The organism is Pseudomonas sp. GW823-FHT01D03, from assembly GCF_058798255.1.
Genome location: NZ_JBXAKK010000001.1, coordinates 2,665,461 through 2,685,942, shown reverse-complemented (window position 1 = coordinate 2,685,942; position 20,482 = coordinate 2,665,461). Strand labels below are relative to the sequence as shown.

Sequence of the window (20,482 nt, the reverse complement as noted above, 5' to 3'; positions counted from 1 at the left end):
CGAGCAAGCCCGCTCCCACATTGGTATGCGCTGAGCCAATGGTTACGGCAACACCCGGCTAAAACTGTGGGAGCGGGCTTGCTCGCGAAGAGGCCGGTACGGCTGGCAACCCTCTCATTCAAGCCCTGCAGGCACTGCCCGCGACTGACACAGAAGGCGCCAAGGGAGGCCGGAAAGCGTCTTTTTATCCGTCGGGCCATGCCTTACCGCTCATCCGAAAAGGCCTCGTACCTGTAATTTCTGACAGTAGCCACAGCCGTCATCTTCAGCGCTGAATAACTTCACGCCCTTTGTCTCCCGACAGTTCGCACGGAGTTCCGTCCATGCTCGTTCAGCCCAAGATGAAAATCTCTGCCCCCCATTCATTGCTGGACCCGATAGTGCTCGGGCGCCTCCTGCCTTCCGGTCAGTGGGGGATCAACCGGGCGGCGGTGTTCACTTTTCCCGACCTCGGACTGCTGGTCGTCATCCCCGTCTGGGCCACCAAGGCTGTCGGCGATACCGTCAAGCTGCTGCTCAATGACCGTGAGGTCGACGGGCGCCCCATCATTGACGAGACCGAGCTCAAGCAACCGACCCTCTTGTGGGTGGCTTCCCGTCATCTGCAGACAGGTCCTTACCAACTCACCTACGAAATCAAACAGCCCAATCAAAAAGAAGAGCGTCCGGACAAGCCCCTCAACCTCTTCGTCAAACTGGAACTCCCCGCTGGCCAGGACATCGACCCGGGCCCTGGTCACTCCAACCTGTACATGTACATTCCCCCGGAAATCGTCAACGGCGGCGTGGACAAAGACATTGCCGAAGCGGGGGTGCCGATTGTCATCAGGTCCGAGTCCGGCAGCGGCTTGCCTTACCCCGACATTGCGGAGGGCGACGTCATTCATCTCAGTTGGGGTGGCTTTTTTGAGTATTCCACACCGGTGACCCTGGAGCAGATCAACGATCCAGCGGCAAACCCGATATTGATCACGGTCTCCAAAGCCACTATTGAACGGGCTGGTGACACCGACCTCTTCGGTCTGGCGGTCACCTTCAAAGTGCGCGACATCGTCGGCAATGAATCGGAAGACTGGTGCAAGGCAACCCGCATCGTCGTCACCACCGGCATCGACCTGCTGGCCGCGCCGATTGTTCAGGAGGCTGTCAATAATGAACTCGACGCCGATAAACAGGGCGATAACGACATCACGGTGCATGTCACGGCCACACGGCCAGACTTCGAGATGGATGACATCATCCACTTGACCATGCTCGGCACCACCCTGGAGGGCGAAAAAGTCGAAGTCACCGCCCTGCCCCAGACCGTCGACAACATCCCGCATAACTACGAGTTCAAGCTGTCCATTGCGGCCGTGCGTAAACTGGTCAATACCCAGGTCAGTTTCTTCTATCGGCTGGAACGCAGCGGCAGCAGTGACCCGTTACGCTCAAAAAGGCAGTTTGTACAAGTCACCGGCGCAGCCCATCGCCTGGCCGCACCGATCATCGAAGAAGCCGAGGGAGAGTTCATCGATCCCACCGAAACTCAAATCAACGTCCGCATTCCGTTCGATCCGGCCATCGAGTACGGCATGGGCATCGAGCTGTTCCTGTTGGGTAAAAGCCCGGATGGCAGCACCTTCCTGCCTGAGTTGGAGTGGCACATTCCGGAGGAGGATGAAGTCGAGAATCCCGAAGGTTTCGTCATCACCGTCGATGACTACAACCTCAAGCTCCTTGACGGCGGAACCCTGAAGGGGTGGTACGACCTGCTGATAGCCGAAGGCGACGAGATCCTCAGACGCGAATCGCTGCACACGAAATTGCTCAATGTGGGTGAACCGAAATTCGAGCTGGACGCCCCGATTGTCCTCGGGGTGGCGAACGGCGTCCTCGACCCGGCCACACTGCCCGGCGGTACCAGTAAACTGACCATCCCCAGGCCTGTGGTGAAGCCATGGGTAGCCAACGACGAGGCCACCTGGAAGTGGGTGGGCGACATCTCCGGCGAGGAACCCGGGTCCCGCACATTCAATGCCGTAACCGCCCAACAAGACTGGATCATCAACCTGGACGCCGCCTTCGTCGCCCAACACATCGAACCGAACCGCGGCAGCAAGATCACCGTCCGCTACCAGCTCTGGCGCCATGCCACAGATGAGACCAGCCTTTCGAATCCATTGGTGTTCACCGTGGGTGTCGCGCTGGAACTGCTCGCCCCCTCGATCAAGGAGAACAACGGCGACAGCGCACTCAACCCGCTGCTGGTCAGGGACACCTTGACCATCGTGGTGCCGGACAACACCGCGTTGCTGCCAAACCATGCAATCAGCGTCACCTGGACTGGCGCTGACGGCACGCCGGCCGGCGGGTCGCACACCTCAGCGCCGCGTGCGGTAAGCGAAGGGCTTGAGTTTGCGATCCCCAACAGCGTGGTGGCGTTCAATCTGGGTAAGCAGGTAAAAATCTCCTACGTCGTCATCATTGATGGTCATCCAACACCGTCCCGGGTATTTGACCTGACGGTGCAAGCAATGCCGCAGAGCGCGCTGGCCAGCCCCACCATCGAGCAGGCCGACAACGACGGCGCCGGCCCGGACCTGCATACCGGCAACCTGACCCAAGCTTCCGTACGCATGGGCGACTGGCCGCTGATCGCCCTCAACCAGTACGTCTGGTTGCGCCTGTGCGGGACCAATGCCGACGGTAGCGCTTACGTGCGCGAGATCTGGAGTGCGCCGACGGCCGGCACCAACCCCGACTGGATTGCTGACCGGTTCTTCACTTTTCCGCTTCCAGCCGATGAGCTCAAAGCTCTGCAGGATGGCAGCGATCTGGAATTGGTGTTTAAAGCGGCGCTTGGTCAGAGCTCGGTGGAGAGTGAGGCGGTGGAGTTTCCGGTGCGGACTTACACGATCAGGGCGATTGAGGATGTACGGCCAGAAATTACCCGTGTGGAAGACTCCAAAGGGAATGAGATTCTCCCGGGCGGAACGACTGGCGACACCTCGATTACGCTTGAGGGCTCCGGGGCTAAAGGTCAGAAAGTCCAGGTCAAGGATGGTGATACCGACAAGGGAGAGGCAATGGTTGATCCTGCGACGGGCCTGTGGAAGTTGACTGTAACGGGCTTAAGCGTGGGTGATCACCGTTTCACCGCCATCGCCAGATATGGCAGTGAGCAGGCATCGGATTCGTGGGTCGTGGTCGTGGTCGATCTCGTTGACCTCGTTGAAGAATTTAAGTCATATCCACAGAGGGTATATATAAAAAAACCAGGGCAGTCCCTAGAGGGGACACACACCAAAATAGTATTGAATACAACTAGCGGAGGGTATACACAGAGCGTTGGTGTACTTTTCGAACTTTATGCAACGCGCTTCCGTGGCACTATAAATGAGTCTTATAGCTCATTCACACTTGCATATTCATTAGTACTGAAACAAGGATATGCCAAGTGTGCGACAATTTACGGAACATATTCCGTACGTGTACCTATCAGCATCCGGCTTGAGTTTCTACAGAACAATGATGTGGTGCACTCAATGTCGTATTACGAAGGTGCGCCGCCACATGATTGGTATGAGAGGGAAGTCGCCCCAGAAAACGGCCGAGCGTTCAATACACTCAAGTTCGTGGTGACTGGGTATGCGAAGAGCGAGGTTACTGATTTTATTGACATCCAGAGGGTCACTTTCAAAAGCTAAACAGCTCCCGTGACCTTTCCAAAAGTATCACTGACACGAAAGCGGGTAATCCACGCGCCTCTCCTAGGGGGGAGGTGCTTAGCAAATACGTCTAAAACCGGTGTGTTTTCGATGAGCTGAAGTGAACACAGGAGGTTATTGGCAGGGGTAACGCTTTCCCGCGAAAGTGTTACCCCGACCCATTAACGCAAGCACAGCTGTATCCGAATACTCACCTCCATTACTCAAAACATATGCAGGCCAATTCTTGGGCTGCGAAAAACAATCTGAAAAAAAAGGCGGTATAAGGGGACAGATTTATTTAATCGCAATCGCGAGCAGGCTCACGCCTGCAAGGGATCTTTGCCGGCCACTTAACCTGTGACCAACGCAGATCCACTGTGGGAGCGGGCTTGCTCGCGAAGAGGCCAGAACTGTCAGCGCCTATTCCTTGGGCACAACATTATCCAGTACCTGATTCACCGCCAATTCCCCGAGCATCACCACTTGAGCAATGCCCAACACCGTATTACGACTCGGCCCCTCCAGCGTGCTGGCGAAATCGCCGAGCATGACCGTGGCCGAGGCCAGGGATTCGCAGGCGTTGGCCAGTAGCGAGTCGGTGTCGGTTTGCGGGTTGACCATGAACATGCTGCTGGGGGTGTACCGCGTTGCCATGATGTTTGCGGGCGCGAGGTAATGGTCGCGGGCGCGTTCGGCGGCTTCATGGAGTTTTCTGGAGTTGAGGGATTCGTAGGGTGATAGCGGGTCTGTGATTGGCGGATTGGGCTTGGTTTCGGACATCAGCAGGAACTCCGATCGAGGCACTTTGGAAGAATGACTTCGTGTAGGAGCTGCCGAAGGCTGCGAGCTTTTGCTCTTGTTTTTAGAAGCAACATCAAAAGATCGCAGCCTTCGGCAGCTCCTACAGGGGGACCGGGCTACTAGTTCGGCACGCGGCGGCCGTCCAGTACCCGGTTGACCATCAGTTCACTAAGCATGATCACCTGATGCAGCATCAGCATGGCCCGGCGCTGTGGGTGGTCGACGACGTCGCCGATATCGCGGGCCATGTCGCTGGCGGCGGCCAGAGATTCGCAGGCTTCGACGAGCAAGGTTTCTTCGTCCACGGTGGGGTCGATGAGGAAGATTCTGTTCGCCTTGCATGACGAGGTTGAAGGGATCGAGATCTTCAGTGCGCCGGGGTTGAGGTAGTAGTTGATGGCACGGTCGGTCGCGGCTTTTATCTTCTGCGGGTCGAGGGCCGGGTCGTACGGGATTGAGGTGTACGGGGGGTTGGGTGTGGCTTTGAACATAGGTGAAGCTCCTGCTTAGCAAAAGTAAGGAGCCATCACTCTCGCTACCAAACGAGGGTGGCGGCCATACGCGGGTTGGTAGACCGGTCTAAGCAGGAAAACCCGGCGCTCCCGAAGGAGCCCCACGCATGGCCACCATGAAATCGAGTCCCTGAAAAGGGACTGCACACGGTGTCGCCATCACACTTAGAAACGGGCTACCAAACCCGATCACTGATTTTCAGTGACAGGGAAACGATATAGCCCGCCCCATAGCCGTGTAAGCCGGCGGATTCTGGCGTACGCGTAGGTAACGGCGCAAGGCGTTGTAGCCGTTATGGCGTAACGGTTCGTGTACTTTAAACGTGATTGCAGGGGTGCGTTTATTGTGTGTGTGGAGAACCGGGATTGCTCCTGTAGTTTTGATGGTGTCTGGCAGGCCGCTTTCGCGAGCAGGCTGAACTGGCCTAATGATTTTGGACACCTCAATCGGGCGCTATGATGGCGCCCAAATCTGAGGTGTTTGGATATGCGTAAATCTTATTCAAGTGAGTTCAAACTCAAGGCTGCCAGCATGGTGCTGGACGAGGGGCAGTCGGTTCCCGAGGTCTGTGCCAGTTTGGATATTGGCCCTACGGCCTTACGCCGCTGGGTCGATCAGGTTCGCAAGGAACGCTTGGGCTCGACTCCGGTGGGAGCCAAGGCGATCACCGCGGATCAGCGAGAGATTCAGGAACTTAAAGCCTTGCTCAGGCAAAAAGATCGGGATATCGAAATCCTAAAAAAGGCCAGTGCTCTCCTGCTTTTGGACGCCAAAGATCACTCTCGTTGATCTGTGAGCTGGGCGAGCAGTACGGCGTTAACGATTGCTGTCGTGTGTTCGGGATAAACCGCAGTAGCTTTTACGCATGGCGTCAGCGCCAAGGCAAAGTGAGCCCTAAGCGAGAGCAGCTCAAGGCCATGCTGGTCAAGCACCACAAGGCGTCGAGAGAGTCTGCGGGCGCTCGTACCTTGGCTAAACAGCTGCAAGCCGGCGGGCATGATGTCGGGCGTTTCATGGCTCGCAGCTTGATGCGAGAAGCAGGCATTGTCAGCCGTCAACGCCGGCGCCATAAGTACAAGTCACCCGGCGTGGAAGCGTTGGTGGCACCGCATGTGCTCAAACGCAAGTTTGATGTTACGGCGGTCAATCAGGTGTGGTGTGGGGACGTGACGTACATCAAAGTCGGCAAGCGCTGGCTGTATTTCGCGGCGGTTCTGGACTTGTTCGCTCGCCGGATCGTGGGCTGGTCGTTTTCGATGATCTCCGATGCCACGCTGACCTGCGAAGCCCTGCGGATGGCGATTGAACTACGCGGTCGCCCAAAAGACGTACTGTTTCACTCCGACCAAGGTTGCCAGTACACCAGCCATAAATTCAGAAATGAACTGCTGGAACATGGGCTCCGGCAGAGCATGAGCCGTAAAGGCGAATGCTGGGACAACGCTGCGATGGAGCGTTTCTTTGGAAGTTTGAAATCAGAGTGGGTGCCAGAAGCAGGCTACGGATCGGAACACGAGGCCCGAGCGGATGTGCAGCGCTATATATCGCGCTACAACATCACCAGGCCACATAGCTACAACGACTATCGGTCACCAGTCGCCAAGGAGAAGTTGGCGGCGTGAAACCTTAATCAGTGTCCAAGATTACTTGACCAGTTCAGGCTCGCTCCCACAGTTGGAATGAGTGCATTCAGGTGGGAGGTTGGTCGGCTGGCAGGCCGCCATCGCTGGCAAGCCAACTCCCACCATTTGACCGAGTGTATTCAGTTGGGGAATGGTCGATTGTGAGGTCGCTTTCGCGAGCAAGCCCGCTCCCACAGTTGGAATGCGTGCATTCAGGTGGGAGGTTGGTCGGCTTGTGGGCCGTCCTCGCTGGCGAGCCAGCTCCCACAGTTGGAATGAGTGCATTCAGGTGGGGATTGGTCGGCTGTGAGGCCGCTTTCGCGAGCAGGTTCGCTCCCACAGTTGGAATGAGGACGAAAAACAGGGACGGGTTGATGACCCGTCCCTTTCGATTTGTGCGCTTCAGGCACGAGCCCGGCCAATCAGCTTCGGCAATCAGTCCCGCGCCAGCGCCTCGATCGGGTCCAGGCGCGATGCATTGCGCGCGGGGACGAAGCCGAAGACGATGCCGATCAGCGTCGAGCAGATCACCGCCGTCAGCACCGAGGCCATGGAGAACACCATTTCCCATTCCTTGATGAACAGCGAAAACAGGTGGCCGATGGCGTACGACAGGGAAATGCCGATCGCCCCGCCGAGCAGGCAGACCATCACCGCCTCCACCAGAAACTGCTGACGAATGTCCGACTGGCGCGCGCCGACCGCCATGCGAATGCCGATCTCGCGCGTACGCTCGGTGACCGACACCAGCATGATGTTCATCACCCCGATGCCGCCGACCACCAGCGAAATCACCGCGATCAGCGACAGCAGCAAGGCCAGCGAGCGGCTGGTTTTCTGCACGGTCTGCATCACACTGTCGAGGTTGTTGGTGTAGAAATCCTTGATGCCGTGGCGTTGCAGCATCAACTGGTTGACGTGCTCTTCCACCACTTTGCTCGACTGCCCGTCCTTCATCCGCACGCTGATGCTGTCGAGGAAGCGTTGGCCCAGGATACGGCCGGCGGCGGTTTCGTAGGGCACCCAGACGTTGAGAGTCTTGCCGGAGGCAAACAGATTTTTGTTCTCGGCCGCCACGCCGATCACCGTGCACGGCAGGTTGCCGATCAGGATCACCTGCCCCAGCGGATCGACGCCCTCGCCGAATAACCGATGCCGGGTGTTGTAGTCGATCACCACCACCTGCGCCTGGCGCCGCGCGTCGCTCTCACTGAAGGTGATGCCCGCCTCCAGTTTGATCCCGCGCACCTGAAAATACTGGTCGCTGACACCATTGATCTGCGCGTCGAGGTCGATGTTGCGATAGCGCAAGAGCATGCTGCGACCGACCACCGGGGTGGCGCTGTCGACGTAGTACAGCTGATTCAGCGCGGTGACGTCGGCTGGCACCAGCGTTTCGATCGAGGCCGCGCGTTTGTCGCCGAAACTGGTGCCGGAATAGATGTCGATGGTGTTGCTGCCGATCGCCGAAATGTCCTTGAGCACGTAGCGTTTGGCGCCCTCGCCGATCGCCGAAATCGACACCACCGAGGTGATGCCGATGACAATCCCGAGCATGGTCAGCAAGGTGCGCATGCGGTGCGAAATCAGCGCCACCCAGGCCATGTTGAAGGCCTCCTTGAACAGCCCGAAGCTGGCGACCAAACGGCGTGTCGCCGGTGGTTTGGGCGGCACCTCCTCCTCGCCCGACAGTTGCCCGCTGTCGCGCTGATTGCGCCGGTCGCTGAGGATTTCACCGTCGCTGACTTCGATGATGCGTTCGGCATTGGCCGCGACTTTCGGGTCGTGGGTCACCAGAATCACCGTGTGCCCGGCCGCGTGCAGCTCCAGCAGGATGCGCATCACTTCCTTGCCGCTGGCGGTGTCGAGGGCGCCGGTGGGTTCGTCGGCGAGGATCACCTCGCCGCCGTTCATCAAGGCCCGGGCGATACTCACCCGTTGTTGCTGACCACCGGAGAGCTGACTCGGCCGGTGGGTCAGGTGCCCATCAAGGCCCAGCCGTGCCAGCAGCTCACGGGCGCGGGCATGGCGTTGCGGCGCCGGGATCCCGGCGTAAATCGCCGGCATCTCGACGTTGTGCATCGCGCTCAGGTGCGGCAGCAAGTGATAGCGCTGGAAGATGAAACCGAAGTAATCGCGACGCAGCTCGGCCAGCGCCTGATCGTCGAGGTCGCGGGTCTCCTGGCCATTGATCTTGTAGCTGCCGGCGGTGGCGTAATCGAGGCAGCCGAGGATGTTCATCAGGGTTGATTTGCCGGAACCGGAGGCGCCGATGATCGCCACCATTTCTCCGGCGTTGATCGTCAGGTTGATGTCCTTCAGCGCGAGAAATTCGCGGTCGCCGGCAGTGAAACTGCGGGTGATGCCAGTCAGTTGCAGCAACGCTTGCGTCATGCTCAAGCCCCCGCCACGGCGGGCAACGGATCACCGATCACCACCCGCTCGCCTTCGCTGAGGCCCTGATTGATCTGCACTTTGACGTTGTTGTTGATCCCGGTCTGCACGTTGCGCGACTGCGCCTGGCCCTTGGCGTCCAGCACCCGCACCGGAAAGCTGCCATCGGCGTTGCGTGGGCCGAGCGCGGCCACCGGCACGGTCAGCACCGATTGCGCGGTATCGAGGACGATACGCACCTGCGCGGTCATCGAGATGCGCAAGCGGTGGTCGGGATTGGGCACCTCGAACAGCGCGTTGTAAAACACTGCGGTGTTTTGTTTCGGCGTACCGGCCGGCGGCGTTTCGAGGAAGTTCTGCGGCGCCGGCTCAGTGCCGCGCAGCTTGCCGTAATAGCGTTTGTCCTCGCCGAGAATAGTGAAATACACCTGCTGCCCCGGCGCGATATGAATCACGTCGGCTTCCGACACCTGGGCCTTGATGGTCATGGTGTCCAGATCCGCCAGTTTCAGCAGGATCGGCGCCAACTGGTTGGCGATCACGGTCTGGCCTTCCTGGGTGACGATGCCGACCACGTCGCCATCGATCGGCGCGACGATCCGCGTATACGCGAGGTTGACCTTGGCGGTGTCGATCTGGATGTGCGCACTTTTGATCTGCGCGTCCAGCGACAGCAGATTGGCCTGCTGCACCTCGTAGTCCGATTGCGCGGTCTCGAAATCCTGACGCGAGATCGACGCGTCTTCCTGCAGGTTCTGATAGCGCTCGTAGATCGCTTTAGTCTGTTTGAGCTGGGCCTGCGTGGCGCGCTTTTGCGCCTGCAGGTTTTCCTCATCGACCTGCGCCTGACGCAGGGTGTTCTGCAGCACCAGCGGATCGATCTCGGCCAGCCACTGGCCCTTCTTCACCTTGTCGCCAACCTTGACCTTGAGCGACTTCAACTGCCCCGACACCTGGGCACCGACGTCCACCTGCTTGACGCCTTCCAGCAAACCGGTGGCGAGCACGGTGTTTTCGATATCCGAGCGTTCGACCGGGGCGGTCTGGTATTTCGGCGCTTCGGCGGGTGCCTGCACCGTGTACAGCACCAACCCGGCCACCGCCGCCAACGCCAACCCCATACCGACTTTGCGCAACTTCGACTTTTCCATAAATAACCACAAGTCCGTTCAGGGATGAACCCGGCCAGCGGCCGGGTCTTGATAGAACAACCACACTCAGGACAGCACTTCGCCGACCGTCAGCGCCAGGCCGTCATGCCACCACGCGGCGAAACTGAAGACGTTGGGCGCCTTGAGAATCGTGAAGTGGTTGCCCGGCCCGTACCACACCGCCAGATCGCTGACCTGCCGCTGCCAGCCTGCAAGCACCGCCGCCTGTTCGCGCTGATTGCCCCACTCGTCCAGCGTCGGGTCATCGACCAGCACCAGCCGCACCGGCCCGGTATAGGCCAGTCGCGGTTGATAGACCGTGCGCAAGGCGCTGGCGAAGGTGCGTACCGGGCCATGCATCGCGTCCGGCGCCGCGCGCTCCGACAACACCCCGGCGCGCACCATGCCTGCGTGCAGCAGACGCAATTGCGTGGTGTCGTCGGCGTTGGCGAAGGTTGCAGGATCGATGCCCAGCGATTTGCCACAGGACAACTGCAGGGTGTCAATCAGCCGTTGCAGCGCGGCAGTGGCCGTGTACGGCTTGCCCGCCGTGCCGTCACCGCCCGGTGCCTCGCTGTCGATCAAGGTCAGCGAAGCCACCTCGCGCCCGGCCGCCTGCAACTGCGCGGCCATGGCATGCGCGACCCAGCCGCCGAACGAATGACCGATCAGGTGCAGCGGCCCCTGCGGGTGGATCTGCTCGATGGCTTTCAGGTAGAACGCCGCAGCGGCTTCGACCGCACTGTGCGGCACACTGACGCCGTCCAGCCCGCGCGGTTGCAGACCGATGATCGGCCATTCCGGGCCTATCGCCTCGGTCAGGTGAATGAACCCGGTGACACTGTCACCCGCCCCCGGCACGCAGAAAATCGGCGCATGCCCCGGCTGCCCGGTCTGAATCGTCAGCAGCGGTTGATACAGCGTCGGTTCCGGCGTCACCAGGGTTTCCAGCGCCTGGGTAACGGCCTGGCCGAGTGCCTGAATGTGCGGGTGCTTCATCATGGTCCGGTGATCGCCGGGGATGTCGATGCAACGCAACAAGCCAATGTCGAAGCGCTCTTCCCAGCCGCGCGTCGGGCTCGGCAATGACTGGCCGTCCATCAGCTCCTGGGCACGGAACAGATGGATCGGCTGGCTGGCCGGGCTGACCCGGTAATGCGCCAGCGCCAGACGATGCGCCGCTTCGCGATCAAAGTAATGCCAGGCGTCCGCCGCGCTGACTGTGGCCAGTTCCGGATCGGTCAGCTGCTGCGCCTGACAGCGCTTGAACAGCTCGGGGAAATCCAGTTGTTCAACTTGCGCTTCCAGCGCTTGTACCGCCGCCAGCGCCATCTCGCTTCCAGCACCAAGCATCAGCGAACGCCCACGGCAATGGCCGAGCAACTGACGCTTGTCGAGGCCCTCGCCGCTCCACATCGTTTTGTCCTGGGCGAGCGGATTTGGCGCGTAGCTGTCGAGCATGCCGATAAATTCCACCGGTTCATCGAGACCGAGCAATTGCTGCGCGACCTCATGCGCCAGCACCCCGCCGAACGACCAGCCCGCCAGCCGATACGGCCCGTGAGGCTGTACCGCGCGGATGATCCCGACCATGCGCTGCGCCATGCACTCAAGCGTGCGCAATTGCGGCTGACCGAGCGTCACGCCAGGCAGGCCGTAAATCGGGAACTCACCACCGATGTGCTGGGCCAGCGTCGGGAAGTACACGTCCCTGCCGCTGAATTCATGCAGCAGGAACAGCGGCGTACCGTGCGTCCCGGCACGCACCACGACCAGCCCGTCAGGCTGACTGAGCGCCTCGCCCTGACTGAGCAGCGCGGCGGCAGACTCGATGCTCGGATGCTGGAACAGCTCGGCCAGCGACAGTGGCAGCCCGGCCCGTTGCAGCAGATTGACCAGCCGCACCGCCAGCAACGAGTGCCCACCCAACTCGAAGAAGTTGTCGTGACGACCGACCTGTTCGACGCCGAGCACCTCGCCCCATATCTGCGCCAGCGCGGTTTCGACTTCACCCTGTGGCGCCACGTATGGGCGATTGATGACTGCGTCGGCTCCCGGCTCCGGCAGGGCTTTGCGGTCGATCTTGTCGTTTGGCGTCAGCGGCAAAGCGTCGAGCAGCACAAACGCGCCTGGCACCATGTACTCCGGCAGGCGCTCCAGCACATGCGCGCGCAAGGCCTCCAGACTGGGTGCTTCTACGCCCGAGCGCATGGTGTACCAGGCCACCAGACGCTCATCGCGCACCATCACCACCGCTTGGCGAATCGCCGGATGCTCGATCAACCGCGCCTCGATTTCCCCCGGCTCCAGGCGCAAGCCCCGCAGCTTGATCTGGAAGTCATTGCGGCCGAGGAATTCCAGCTCGCCGTGGTTGTTGTAGCGCGCCAGATCTCCCGTGCGATACAGGCGATCCCCCGCCACAAACGGGCTGTCGATGAAGCGCTCGGCCTGCATCTCCGGCAAACCGTGATAACCACGTGCCACGCCGACGCCGCCGATGTGCAACTCACCGCTGACGCCTTGCGGCACCGGTTGCCCGTACGCGTCGAGCACGTACAGGCGTGTATTGCTCAAGGCTGTACCGATTGGCACCACGTTTTCCGGCACCGGCATTTCCGGGTCCAGCGTCCAGCCCGTGCTGTCCACCGTGGTTTCAGTCGGGCCATAAACGTTGTGCAAACGCACCCACGGCAGGCGATTACGCACTTGGCGGGCCAGCGCCGCGCTGAGTTCGCCGCCACCGTTGAGCACATCGGTCAGGCTGGTGCATTGCTCGACACCGTCCTGTTCGATGAACTGCTGCAACAGCGCCGGAACGAACTTGACCACCGTGACTTGCTGCTCGCGAATGGTCTGCACCACATACGCCGAATCGCGGTTGCCATCCGGTCGTGCCAGCACCAGACGCATCCCGGAGCACAGCGGCCAGAAGATCTCCCACACCGAACTGTCGAAGCTGAACGGCGCTTTTTGCAGCAGCGCGCCGTGCTCGGTCGGCGGCGAAATCTGCGAACCCCAATGCACCATGTTGCAGGCGCTGCGATGCTCGATCATCACGCCTTTCGGCAACCCGGTAGAACCCGAGGTGTAGATCATGTACGCAAGATTCGAAGCACTGAGGCCCGGCACTGGCAAATCGTGATCCGGCAGGTGCTGCCAGGTACAGCGGTCAAGGTCGATCACCGTGGCGACCGCGTCATCGAACAACCCGCGAGTAGCGGTCTGCACCAGCACCGCGGTCGGCGCGCTGTCCTTGAGCATGTAGGCCAGACGCTCCGCCGGATACCCCGGGTCCAGCGGCACATAGGCACCACCAGCCTTGAGGATGCCGAGCAGACCAACGATCAGATCCAGCCCACGCTCGACGCAGATCGCCACCCGCGCATCCGGCTGCACACCTTGCGCGCGCAGGTGCTGAGCCAGACGATTGGCGCGCTGATTGAGCTCGCGGTAGGTCAGGTTTCCTTGCGCGGATTGCAGCGCGACAGCCTCCGGTTTGCGCCGCACTTGTGCTTCGAACAAGCCGTGCAGTGGCTGCTCCAGCGGACAATCGACGGCGCTGGCATTGAAATCAATCAGCAAGCGCTGCTGCTCCTGCGGTGCCAGCAACGGCACTCGCGCAAGCACGGCCTGATCATCGTTAACCAGCGCCGCCAGCAGCCGCTGGAAGTAGCCGACGAAACGCTGCACCGTCGACTCATCGAACAACGCCGTGGCGTAGCGCAACGAACCGCGAATCCCGTCGTGCGAATCGCCAAGACTCAGCGACAGGTCGAATTTCACAAAGTGGCTGTCGCCGGCCACCCCTTCCAGGGTCAGGTCGCCGAGGGTCAGGCTCGGGTCGTCGTTGTTATCCCAACTGAGCATGGTCTGGAACAACGCGCTGTGCGACAGGCTGCGGACGGGTTTGCTGATGTCCACCACTTGCTCGAACGGCAGATCCTGATGCGCCTGAGCGTCCAGGGTTTGCGCCTTGACCCGCGCCAGCAGCGCCTCGCCGCTCGGTTCGCCCGAGGTGTCGATGCGCAGCGCCAGGGTGTTGACGAACATGCCGATCAGGCCTTCGATCTCGGCCCGGGTGCGGTTGGCCACCGGCGAGCCGATCACCACGTCGTTCTGCCCGGACAAACGACTGAGCAACATCGCCCAGGCGCTCATGATCACCATGTACGGCGTCACCGCGCGACGCTGACACAAGGCTTTCAAACCGGCGCTCAAATGTTTATCGAGCAGAATGTCGACGCGGCTGCCGGAATAGTCCTGCTGTGGTGGCCGCGGACGATCGGTGGGCAGGGTCAGCAAGGCCGGCGCGCCGGCCAGCGTCTGCTGCCAGTAATCACTCTGACGCTGCAGCACCTCGCCACTGAGCCAGCGCCGTTGCCACACCGCGTAGTCGGTGTATTGCAGCGCCAGCGGCGGCAGCGGATCGTCTTCGCCACGGCTGAAGGCCTGATACAACGCCGCCAGCTCGCGGGTCAGCACGCCCATCGACCAGCCATCGGCGATGATGTGGTGCAGCGTCAGCAACAGCACATGATGATCATCAGCCAGACGCACCAGACGTCCGCGCAGCAGCGCATCGTGCTGCAGATTGAACGAGGCACAGGCCTGCTCCTCGATCAGACCGCGCAAGGCATTGTCAGCCTGCGGGTGCTGACGCAGGTCTTCTACCGTCAGCAGCAGGCCGCTCTCGGCCGGCAGAATAAGCACCTGCGGCTGATCGTCTATCTGGCTGAAGCGGCTGCGCAGGGTTTCGTGACGCGCGACGATGCGTGCCAGTGCCCGTTGCAGCGCGTCTTCATCCAGCCGACCGCGCAGGCGCAGACCGACCGGGATGTTGTAGGCGCTGTGGCCGCCGTCCATCTGCGCCAGGAACCACAGACGTTGCTGGGCGAAGGACAGCGGCAATGCCTGATCACGGGGCGCCGGCAAAATCTCCGGCAAGGTGCTGCGCCCTGCCCGGCTCAGCACCTCGGCGACAGCGGCCAGCTCGGGGTTGGCGAACAGCTCGGCGAGCGTCAGCTCGACGCCCAACTGCTGGCGCACCTGCGACAGCATGCGCATCGCCAGCAAAGAGTGCCCGCCCAGTTCGAAGAAGTTGTCGTGACGACCTACCTGTTCGAGCTGCAGCAAACCGGCCCAGATCCGCGCCAGATGTTCCTCCAGCGCCGAGATCGGCGCGACATACAGCCGGCTGAGCATCGCTGCCTGGGTCGGCGCCGGCAGCGCCTTGCGGTCGACTTTGCCGTTGTTGTTCAACGGCAGTACATCCAATTGCACCCAAGCGCTCGGCACCATGTATTCCGGCAGTCGTGCCAGCAAGTGCGCGTGCAGGTCGGCGCTGTCCAGGCGCCCGGCGTGGGCGGTGTAGTAGGCCACCAGACGGGTGATGTCCTGACCATCGCGGCGCGCCAGCACCACGGCTTCCTTGATCCCCGGGCAGTTGAGCAGGCGGTTTTCGATTTCGCCCAGTTCGATACGGAAACCGCGAATCTTCACCTGATCGTCATTGCGCCCGATGCAATCGAGCTGCCCCGGTGCCAGCCAGCGTGCGAGGTCGCCGGTGCGATACAGCAGCGCGCCCGGCTGCTCGCTGAACGGATCACACAGAAACTTCTCGGCGGTCAGATCGGCGCGGTTCAGATAACCCAGCGCCACGCCCTGCCCGCCGATGTACAACTCGCCGGTCACGCCCATCGGCACCGGTTGCTGATGCGCGTCGAGCACATACACCTGGGTGTTGGAGATCGGCGCGCCAATCGGCACGCTCTCGGCGTTTTCTGCCACTTCACGCACTTCAAACGTCGTTGCGTAAGTGGTGGTTTCGGTTGGGCCGTAGCAATGCACGATACGCAGAGCCGGCGCCTCGGCCAGCAGTCGACGGAACGCCGCCGGATCGCCACGCTCACCGCCACACAACAGAATGCGCAGTCCTTTGAGCGCCTGCGGAATCAGTTGCACGTACTGGTTGAACAGCGCAGTGGTGACGAACAGCACGGTCGCCCCGGAGACGCTCAACTCATGGCCGAACGCACTCGGATCGAGCAGGGTCTGGTGATCCATCACCAGCACGCGCCCGCCATTGAGCAGCGGCCCCCAGATGTCCATGGTGCTCGCATCGAACGCCGGGTTGGAGGCGAAGACCACGCGGTCCTGCGCATTGAAATCGGCGTAACCGTTGTTCAGCACCAGGCGGCCGATGGCGCGGTGCGGCACCATCACGCCTTTCGGGGTGCCGGTGGAGCCGGAGGTGTACATGATGTACGCCAGCGACTCCGAGGACTGCGCCAGGTTCGGGTTGTGCGTCGGTTGGCCGCTGAGGATCAAGCGGTCGAGGTCGATGCGTGGCGCGGCGTAGTCAATGACTTCACTGCTGAGGGTCAGCAACGCCGCCGCGTGACAGTCCTCGACCATGAACGCCTGCCGCTCGCTCGGCGCATTGATATCCAGCGGCACATAGGCCGCCGCGCACTTGGCAATCGCCAGTTGCGCCACCAGCAATTCCAGCGAACGCGGCAACAGGATCGCCACGTGGTCGCCCGGCTGCACGCCTTGGCTGAGCAAGTGATGCGCCAGACGGTTGGCCTGGGCGTTCAGTTCAAAGTAGCTCAGCGAATGCTCGCCATGCACCGCCGCCACCGCTTTGGGATGCGCCGCTGCCTGCTGCTGGAAAATCCCGTGCACGGTCAGCGCCTGCGGGTATTCGCGCGCCGTGGCGTTGAACTCGTAGAGCAAGCGCTGACGCTCTGGCTCGGTGAGTAACGCCACCCGCTCCAACACCGTCTGCTCATCGCTGACCATCGCCGCCAGCAGGCGCTGCAGGTAGCCGACATAACGCTCGACGGTCGCTTGATCGAACAACGCCGTGGCGTACTCCAGCGATCCGCGAATCACCCCGTTGACCTCACCCAGGGTCAGGGTCAGGTCGAACTTGGCCACCTGGCCCGGCGCGGCCACACCTTCGAGACGCAGATCGCCCAGCGCCAGGTGCGGGCCGACGCTGCTGTCCCAGCTCAGCGTGCTCTGGAACAACGGGCTGTGCGCCAGACTGCGCGCCGGCCGGGTGATTTCCACCACCTGCTCGAACGGCAGATCCTGATGCGCCTGTGCCTCCAGCGTGCGCGCCTTGACCCGCGCCAGCAGCGTGGCCACGCTCGGTTCGCCTGAGGTGTCGATGCGCAGGGCGAGGGTGTTGACGAACATGCCGATCAGGCCTTCGATCTCGGCCCGGGTGCGGTTGGCCACCGGCGAGCCGATCACCACGTCGGACTGCCCGGACAGACGACTCAGCAACAGCGACCAGGCACTCATCAGGGTCATGAACAGGGTCACGCCGTGACGCTGACTCAAGGCTTTGAGCCCGGCGCTCAGACGCTCGTCGAGCCGCACTTCGACGCTGCTGCCGGCGAAATCTTGCTGTGCCGGACGCGGACGGTCGGTGGGCAGGGTCAGCAACGCCGGCGCGCCGTCGAGGGTCTGCTGCCAGTAATCGCTCTGCCGCTGCAGCACTTCACCGCTGAGCCAGCGCCGCTGCCACACGGCGTAGTCGCCGTATTGCAGCGCCAGTGGTGGCAACGGATTCGGTTGCCCGTGACTGAAAGCCTGATACAGCGCCATCAGTTCGCGGGTCAGCACGCCCATCGACCAGCCGTCGGCGACGATGTGATGCACGGTCAGCAACAGCACATGATGCTCGTCAGCCAGACGCAGCAGGCGTCCGCGAATCAGTGGATCGTGTTGCAGATCGAAGGCAGTCGCGGCTTCCTGCGCGAGCAGTGCCTGCACCGTAGCTTCGGCCTGTGAATCCTGGCGCAGGTCCTCCACCTGCAACAGCAGGCCGCTATCGACCGGTGCAATCGTCACCTGCGCCTGATCGTCGATGCTGACGAAACGGCTGCGCAGGGTTGCGTGCCGCGCAACGATCTGCGTCAGCGCGCGCTGCAAGGCTTCGACATCGAGTTGCCCGCGCAGGCGCAAGCCAAGCGGAATGTTGTACGCCGAATTGCCGCCGTCCATTTGCGCGAGGAACCACAGGCGTTGCTGGGCGAAGGACAGCGTGCCGTCACGCGGCACCGCTACGATCTGCGGTTGGCTACTGACCTGCGCTACGCAAAGGCATTCGGCGACCGCCGCCAGTTCAGGGTTGGCGAACAGATCAGCCAGCACCAGCTCCAGCCCCAGTTGCTGACGCACCTGCGCGACCATGCGCATGGCCAGCAGCGAGTGGCCGCCGAGTTCGAAAAAGTGATCATGCCGGCCGACCCGTTCGACCTGCAGCACCTCGGCCCAGATCTGCGCCAGCGCGGTTTCCAACTCACCTTGCGGCTCGATGTATTCGCGGGTGAATAGCGCAGTCAGGTCAGGTTTCGGCAATGCCTTACGATCAACCTTGCCATTGGCGGTCAGGGGTAACGCGTCGAGCCGGACAAACGCCGCCGGCACCATGTACTCAGGCAATTGCGTGAGCAGGTGCGCGCGCAGATCAGCGACGCTCAACGATGCGCCCTGCTCGATGTAATACGCCACCAACCGTGGCTGACCGGGTTCGTCCTCACGGGCCAGCAACACCGCATCCTGAACACCGGGGAGCTGATTGAGCCGGGTTTCGATCTCGCCCAACTCGATACGCACGCCGCGGATTTTCACCTGATCGTCGTTGCGCCCGAGGTATTCAAGCGTGCCGTCCTCACGCCAGCGCGCAAGGTCACCGGTGCGGTACATACGAGCATTCGGCACGCTGCTGAACGGATCGCGCAGGAAGCGTTCGGCGGTCATCTGCGGACGGTTCAGGTAACCACGGGCCACGCCGGCACCACCGACATACAACTCTCCGATCACCCCCAGCGGTACCGGGCGTTGCCGTGCGTCGAGCAGATACACCGTGGCATTGCTCACCGGTTTACCGATATGCAGCACCTCGCCCGCCGCAATCAAACCGGAGGTGGCGACCACCGTAGCCTCGGTCGGGCCATAGTTGTTGATCACCCGGAACGGCTGGTTGCGGTTGAACTGGCGCAGACGATCGCCACCGATCAACAGGGTTTTCAGGGTCGGATGCGCCGGTTCCTGACTGAAGGCGTATTCGGCCACCGGGGTCGGCAGGAAGCTCACGTCCAGCGGCTGCGCCCGCCACCAGGCGAGCAACGCGTCGATGTCTTCGTTGCCTTCATGGTTTGGCGCCAGATGCACGGTCGCACCCACGCACAGCGCCGGCCAGACCTCCCAGGCCATGGCGTCGAAACCGAACCCGGCCAGGCTTGAGGTATGGCTGCCGGCGTGCAGATCGAAGGCCGCGCAGTGCCAGTCCACGAGGTTGCTCAGCGTCTGGTGCTCGACCATCACGCCTTTCGGCAGACCGGTGGAGCCGGAGGTATAGATCACGTAAGCCAGGTGCTGCGGGGTCAGGGCCGGCAGCGACGGGTTGTCGATTGGCTCGTTTGGCCACTGGTGCAGATCAAGGTCGATCAGCGGCACCGACAATGCCGGCAGGCGCTCACGCAGATCGCTTTGGCTCAGCACCGCGACGGGCGCACTGTCTTGCAGCAGATAGCTCAGGCGCTCCGCCGGGTGCGCCGGATCCACCGGCACATAACCGGCGCCGGCCTTGAGAATCGCCACCAGCCCGACCAGCGTATCAAGGCCGCGTCGGGCGACGATGGCCACGCGATCGTCAGGCTGTACACCCGATGCAATCAGATGATGCGCCAGACTGTTGGCCTGCCGGTTCAACTCGGCATAGCTCAGCGAAGCATCGGCAAACACCGCCGCCAGCGCCTGCGGTCGCTCAAGCGCTTGCTGCTCGAAACGCTGGGCAATCGTCAACCCCTGCGGGTAATCGGCGCGGGTCGTGTTGAAGCGGTGCAACAACTGCTCGCGCTCCGCGTCCGGCAGGATCGACAGGTGCTCGAAACCTTGATGCGGCGCGTGCTCCAGCGCATCCACCAGCCTGTGCAAGGCGCATTGCAGATAGTCGCAGGTGCGCCGTGCATCGATACCGGCACCGGTCAGTGCGGTCAGGCTGAAGCCTTCACCGAGATCGTCGACACTGAGGGTCAGGCGATAGTTGCTGTGTTCTTCGGTCTCAAGCAATTGCATGCCCTGCCAGGCCGTTTGGGCCTCGGCAGAACCGCCACCCGCCGTGGCCCCGTGGCGATAATTGAACAACGTGCTGAACAATGGCGTGGTCGGCGCCATCGCGCTGCAATGCTGGATGCGCGCCAGTTGCGCGTGTTCGTGTTGCAGCAACTGGCTCAGCCGTTGATGCGTCGCCAGGGCCGCGCCCTTGACGCTGTGCGCACGCAGATCGATG

General features: G+C 61.7%; 8 protein-coding genes (1 of these 8 running past the window's edge). 3 read left to right on the top strand and 5 right to left on the bottom strand.

The features are described from left to right. Positions 1–323: 323 nt before the first annotated feature. Positions 324–3,689 (top strand): hypothetical protein, encoded by a 3,366-nt coding sequence (locus tag AC1RBR_RS11670; RefSeq protein ID WP_492564465.1) that lies wholly within the window; start codon positions 324–326, stop codon positions 3,687–3,689. A 423-nt stretch (positions 3,690–4,112) separates the two neighbouring features. Here the strand turns inward: AC1RBR_RS11670 and AC1RBR_RS11665 are convergent, their stop codons facing one another. Further along, the gene (locus tag AC1RBR_RS11665; protein ID WP_492564463.1) at positions 4,113–4,472 is read right to left on the bottom strand and encodes a DUF6124 family protein; all 360 of its coding nucleotides are present in this window, start codon (positions 4,470–4,472) and stop codon (positions 4,113–4,115) included. Positions 4,473–4,612: 140 nt separating this feature from the next. Then, a complete protein-coding gene (locus AC1RBR_RS11660; RefSeq protein ID WP_492564461.1) occupies positions 4,613–4,984 on the bottom strand; it encodes a DUF6124 family protein in 372 nt (123 codons plus the stop codon). Between the two features lie 508 nt (positions 4,985–5,492). Here AC1RBR_RS11660 and AC1RBR_RS11655 point away from each other — a divergent pair. Continuing rightward, on the top strand, positions 5,493–5,795 hold the full coding sequence (locus AC1RBR_RS11655; RefSeq protein ID WP_225595758.1) for a transposase: 303 nt from the start codon (positions 5,493–5,495) through the stop codon (positions 5,793–5,795). Next, on the top strand, positions 5,792–6,628 hold the full coding sequence (locus AC1RBR_RS11650) for an IS3 family transposase (RefSeq protein WP_492563137.1): 837 nt from the start codon (positions 5,792–5,794) through the stop codon (positions 6,626–6,628). Before AC1RBR_RS11655 ends, AC1RBR_RS11650 begins: the two co-directional genes overlap by 4 nt. Before the next feature lie 435 nt (positions 6,629–7,063). Here AC1RBR_RS11650 and AC1RBR_RS11645 read toward each other — a convergent pair whose 3' ends face one another. The 3 genes from AC1RBR_RS11645 to AC1RBR_RS11635 all read right to left on the bottom strand — a co-directional run. Beyond that, complete coding sequence (locus AC1RBR_RS11645) at positions 7,064–9,022, bottom strand: MacB family efflux pump subunit (protein WP_492564459.1); 1,959 nt, start codon at positions 9,020–9,022, stop codon at positions 7,064–7,066. 2 nt (positions 9,023–9,024) lie between these two features. Further along, positions 9,025–10,173: a macrolide transporter subunit MacA gene (gene macA / locus AC1RBR_RS11640; RefSeq protein WP_098968301.1), complete on the bottom strand. Its 1,149-nt coding sequence runs from the start codon at positions 10,171–10,173 to the stop codon at positions 9,025–9,027. Positions 10,174–10,239: 66 nt separating this feature from the next. Then, positions 10,240–20,482 carry the 3' portion of a non-ribosomal peptide synthase/polyketide synthase gene (locus tag AC1RBR_RS11635; RefSeq protein WP_492564458.1) on the bottom strand. It continues 7,580 nt past the right edge of the window, so the window shows 10,243 of its 17,823 coding nt (coding positions 7,581–17,823); its start codon lies beyond the right edge, outside the window — the gene reads right to left on this strand; it ends in the stop codon at positions 10,240–10,242.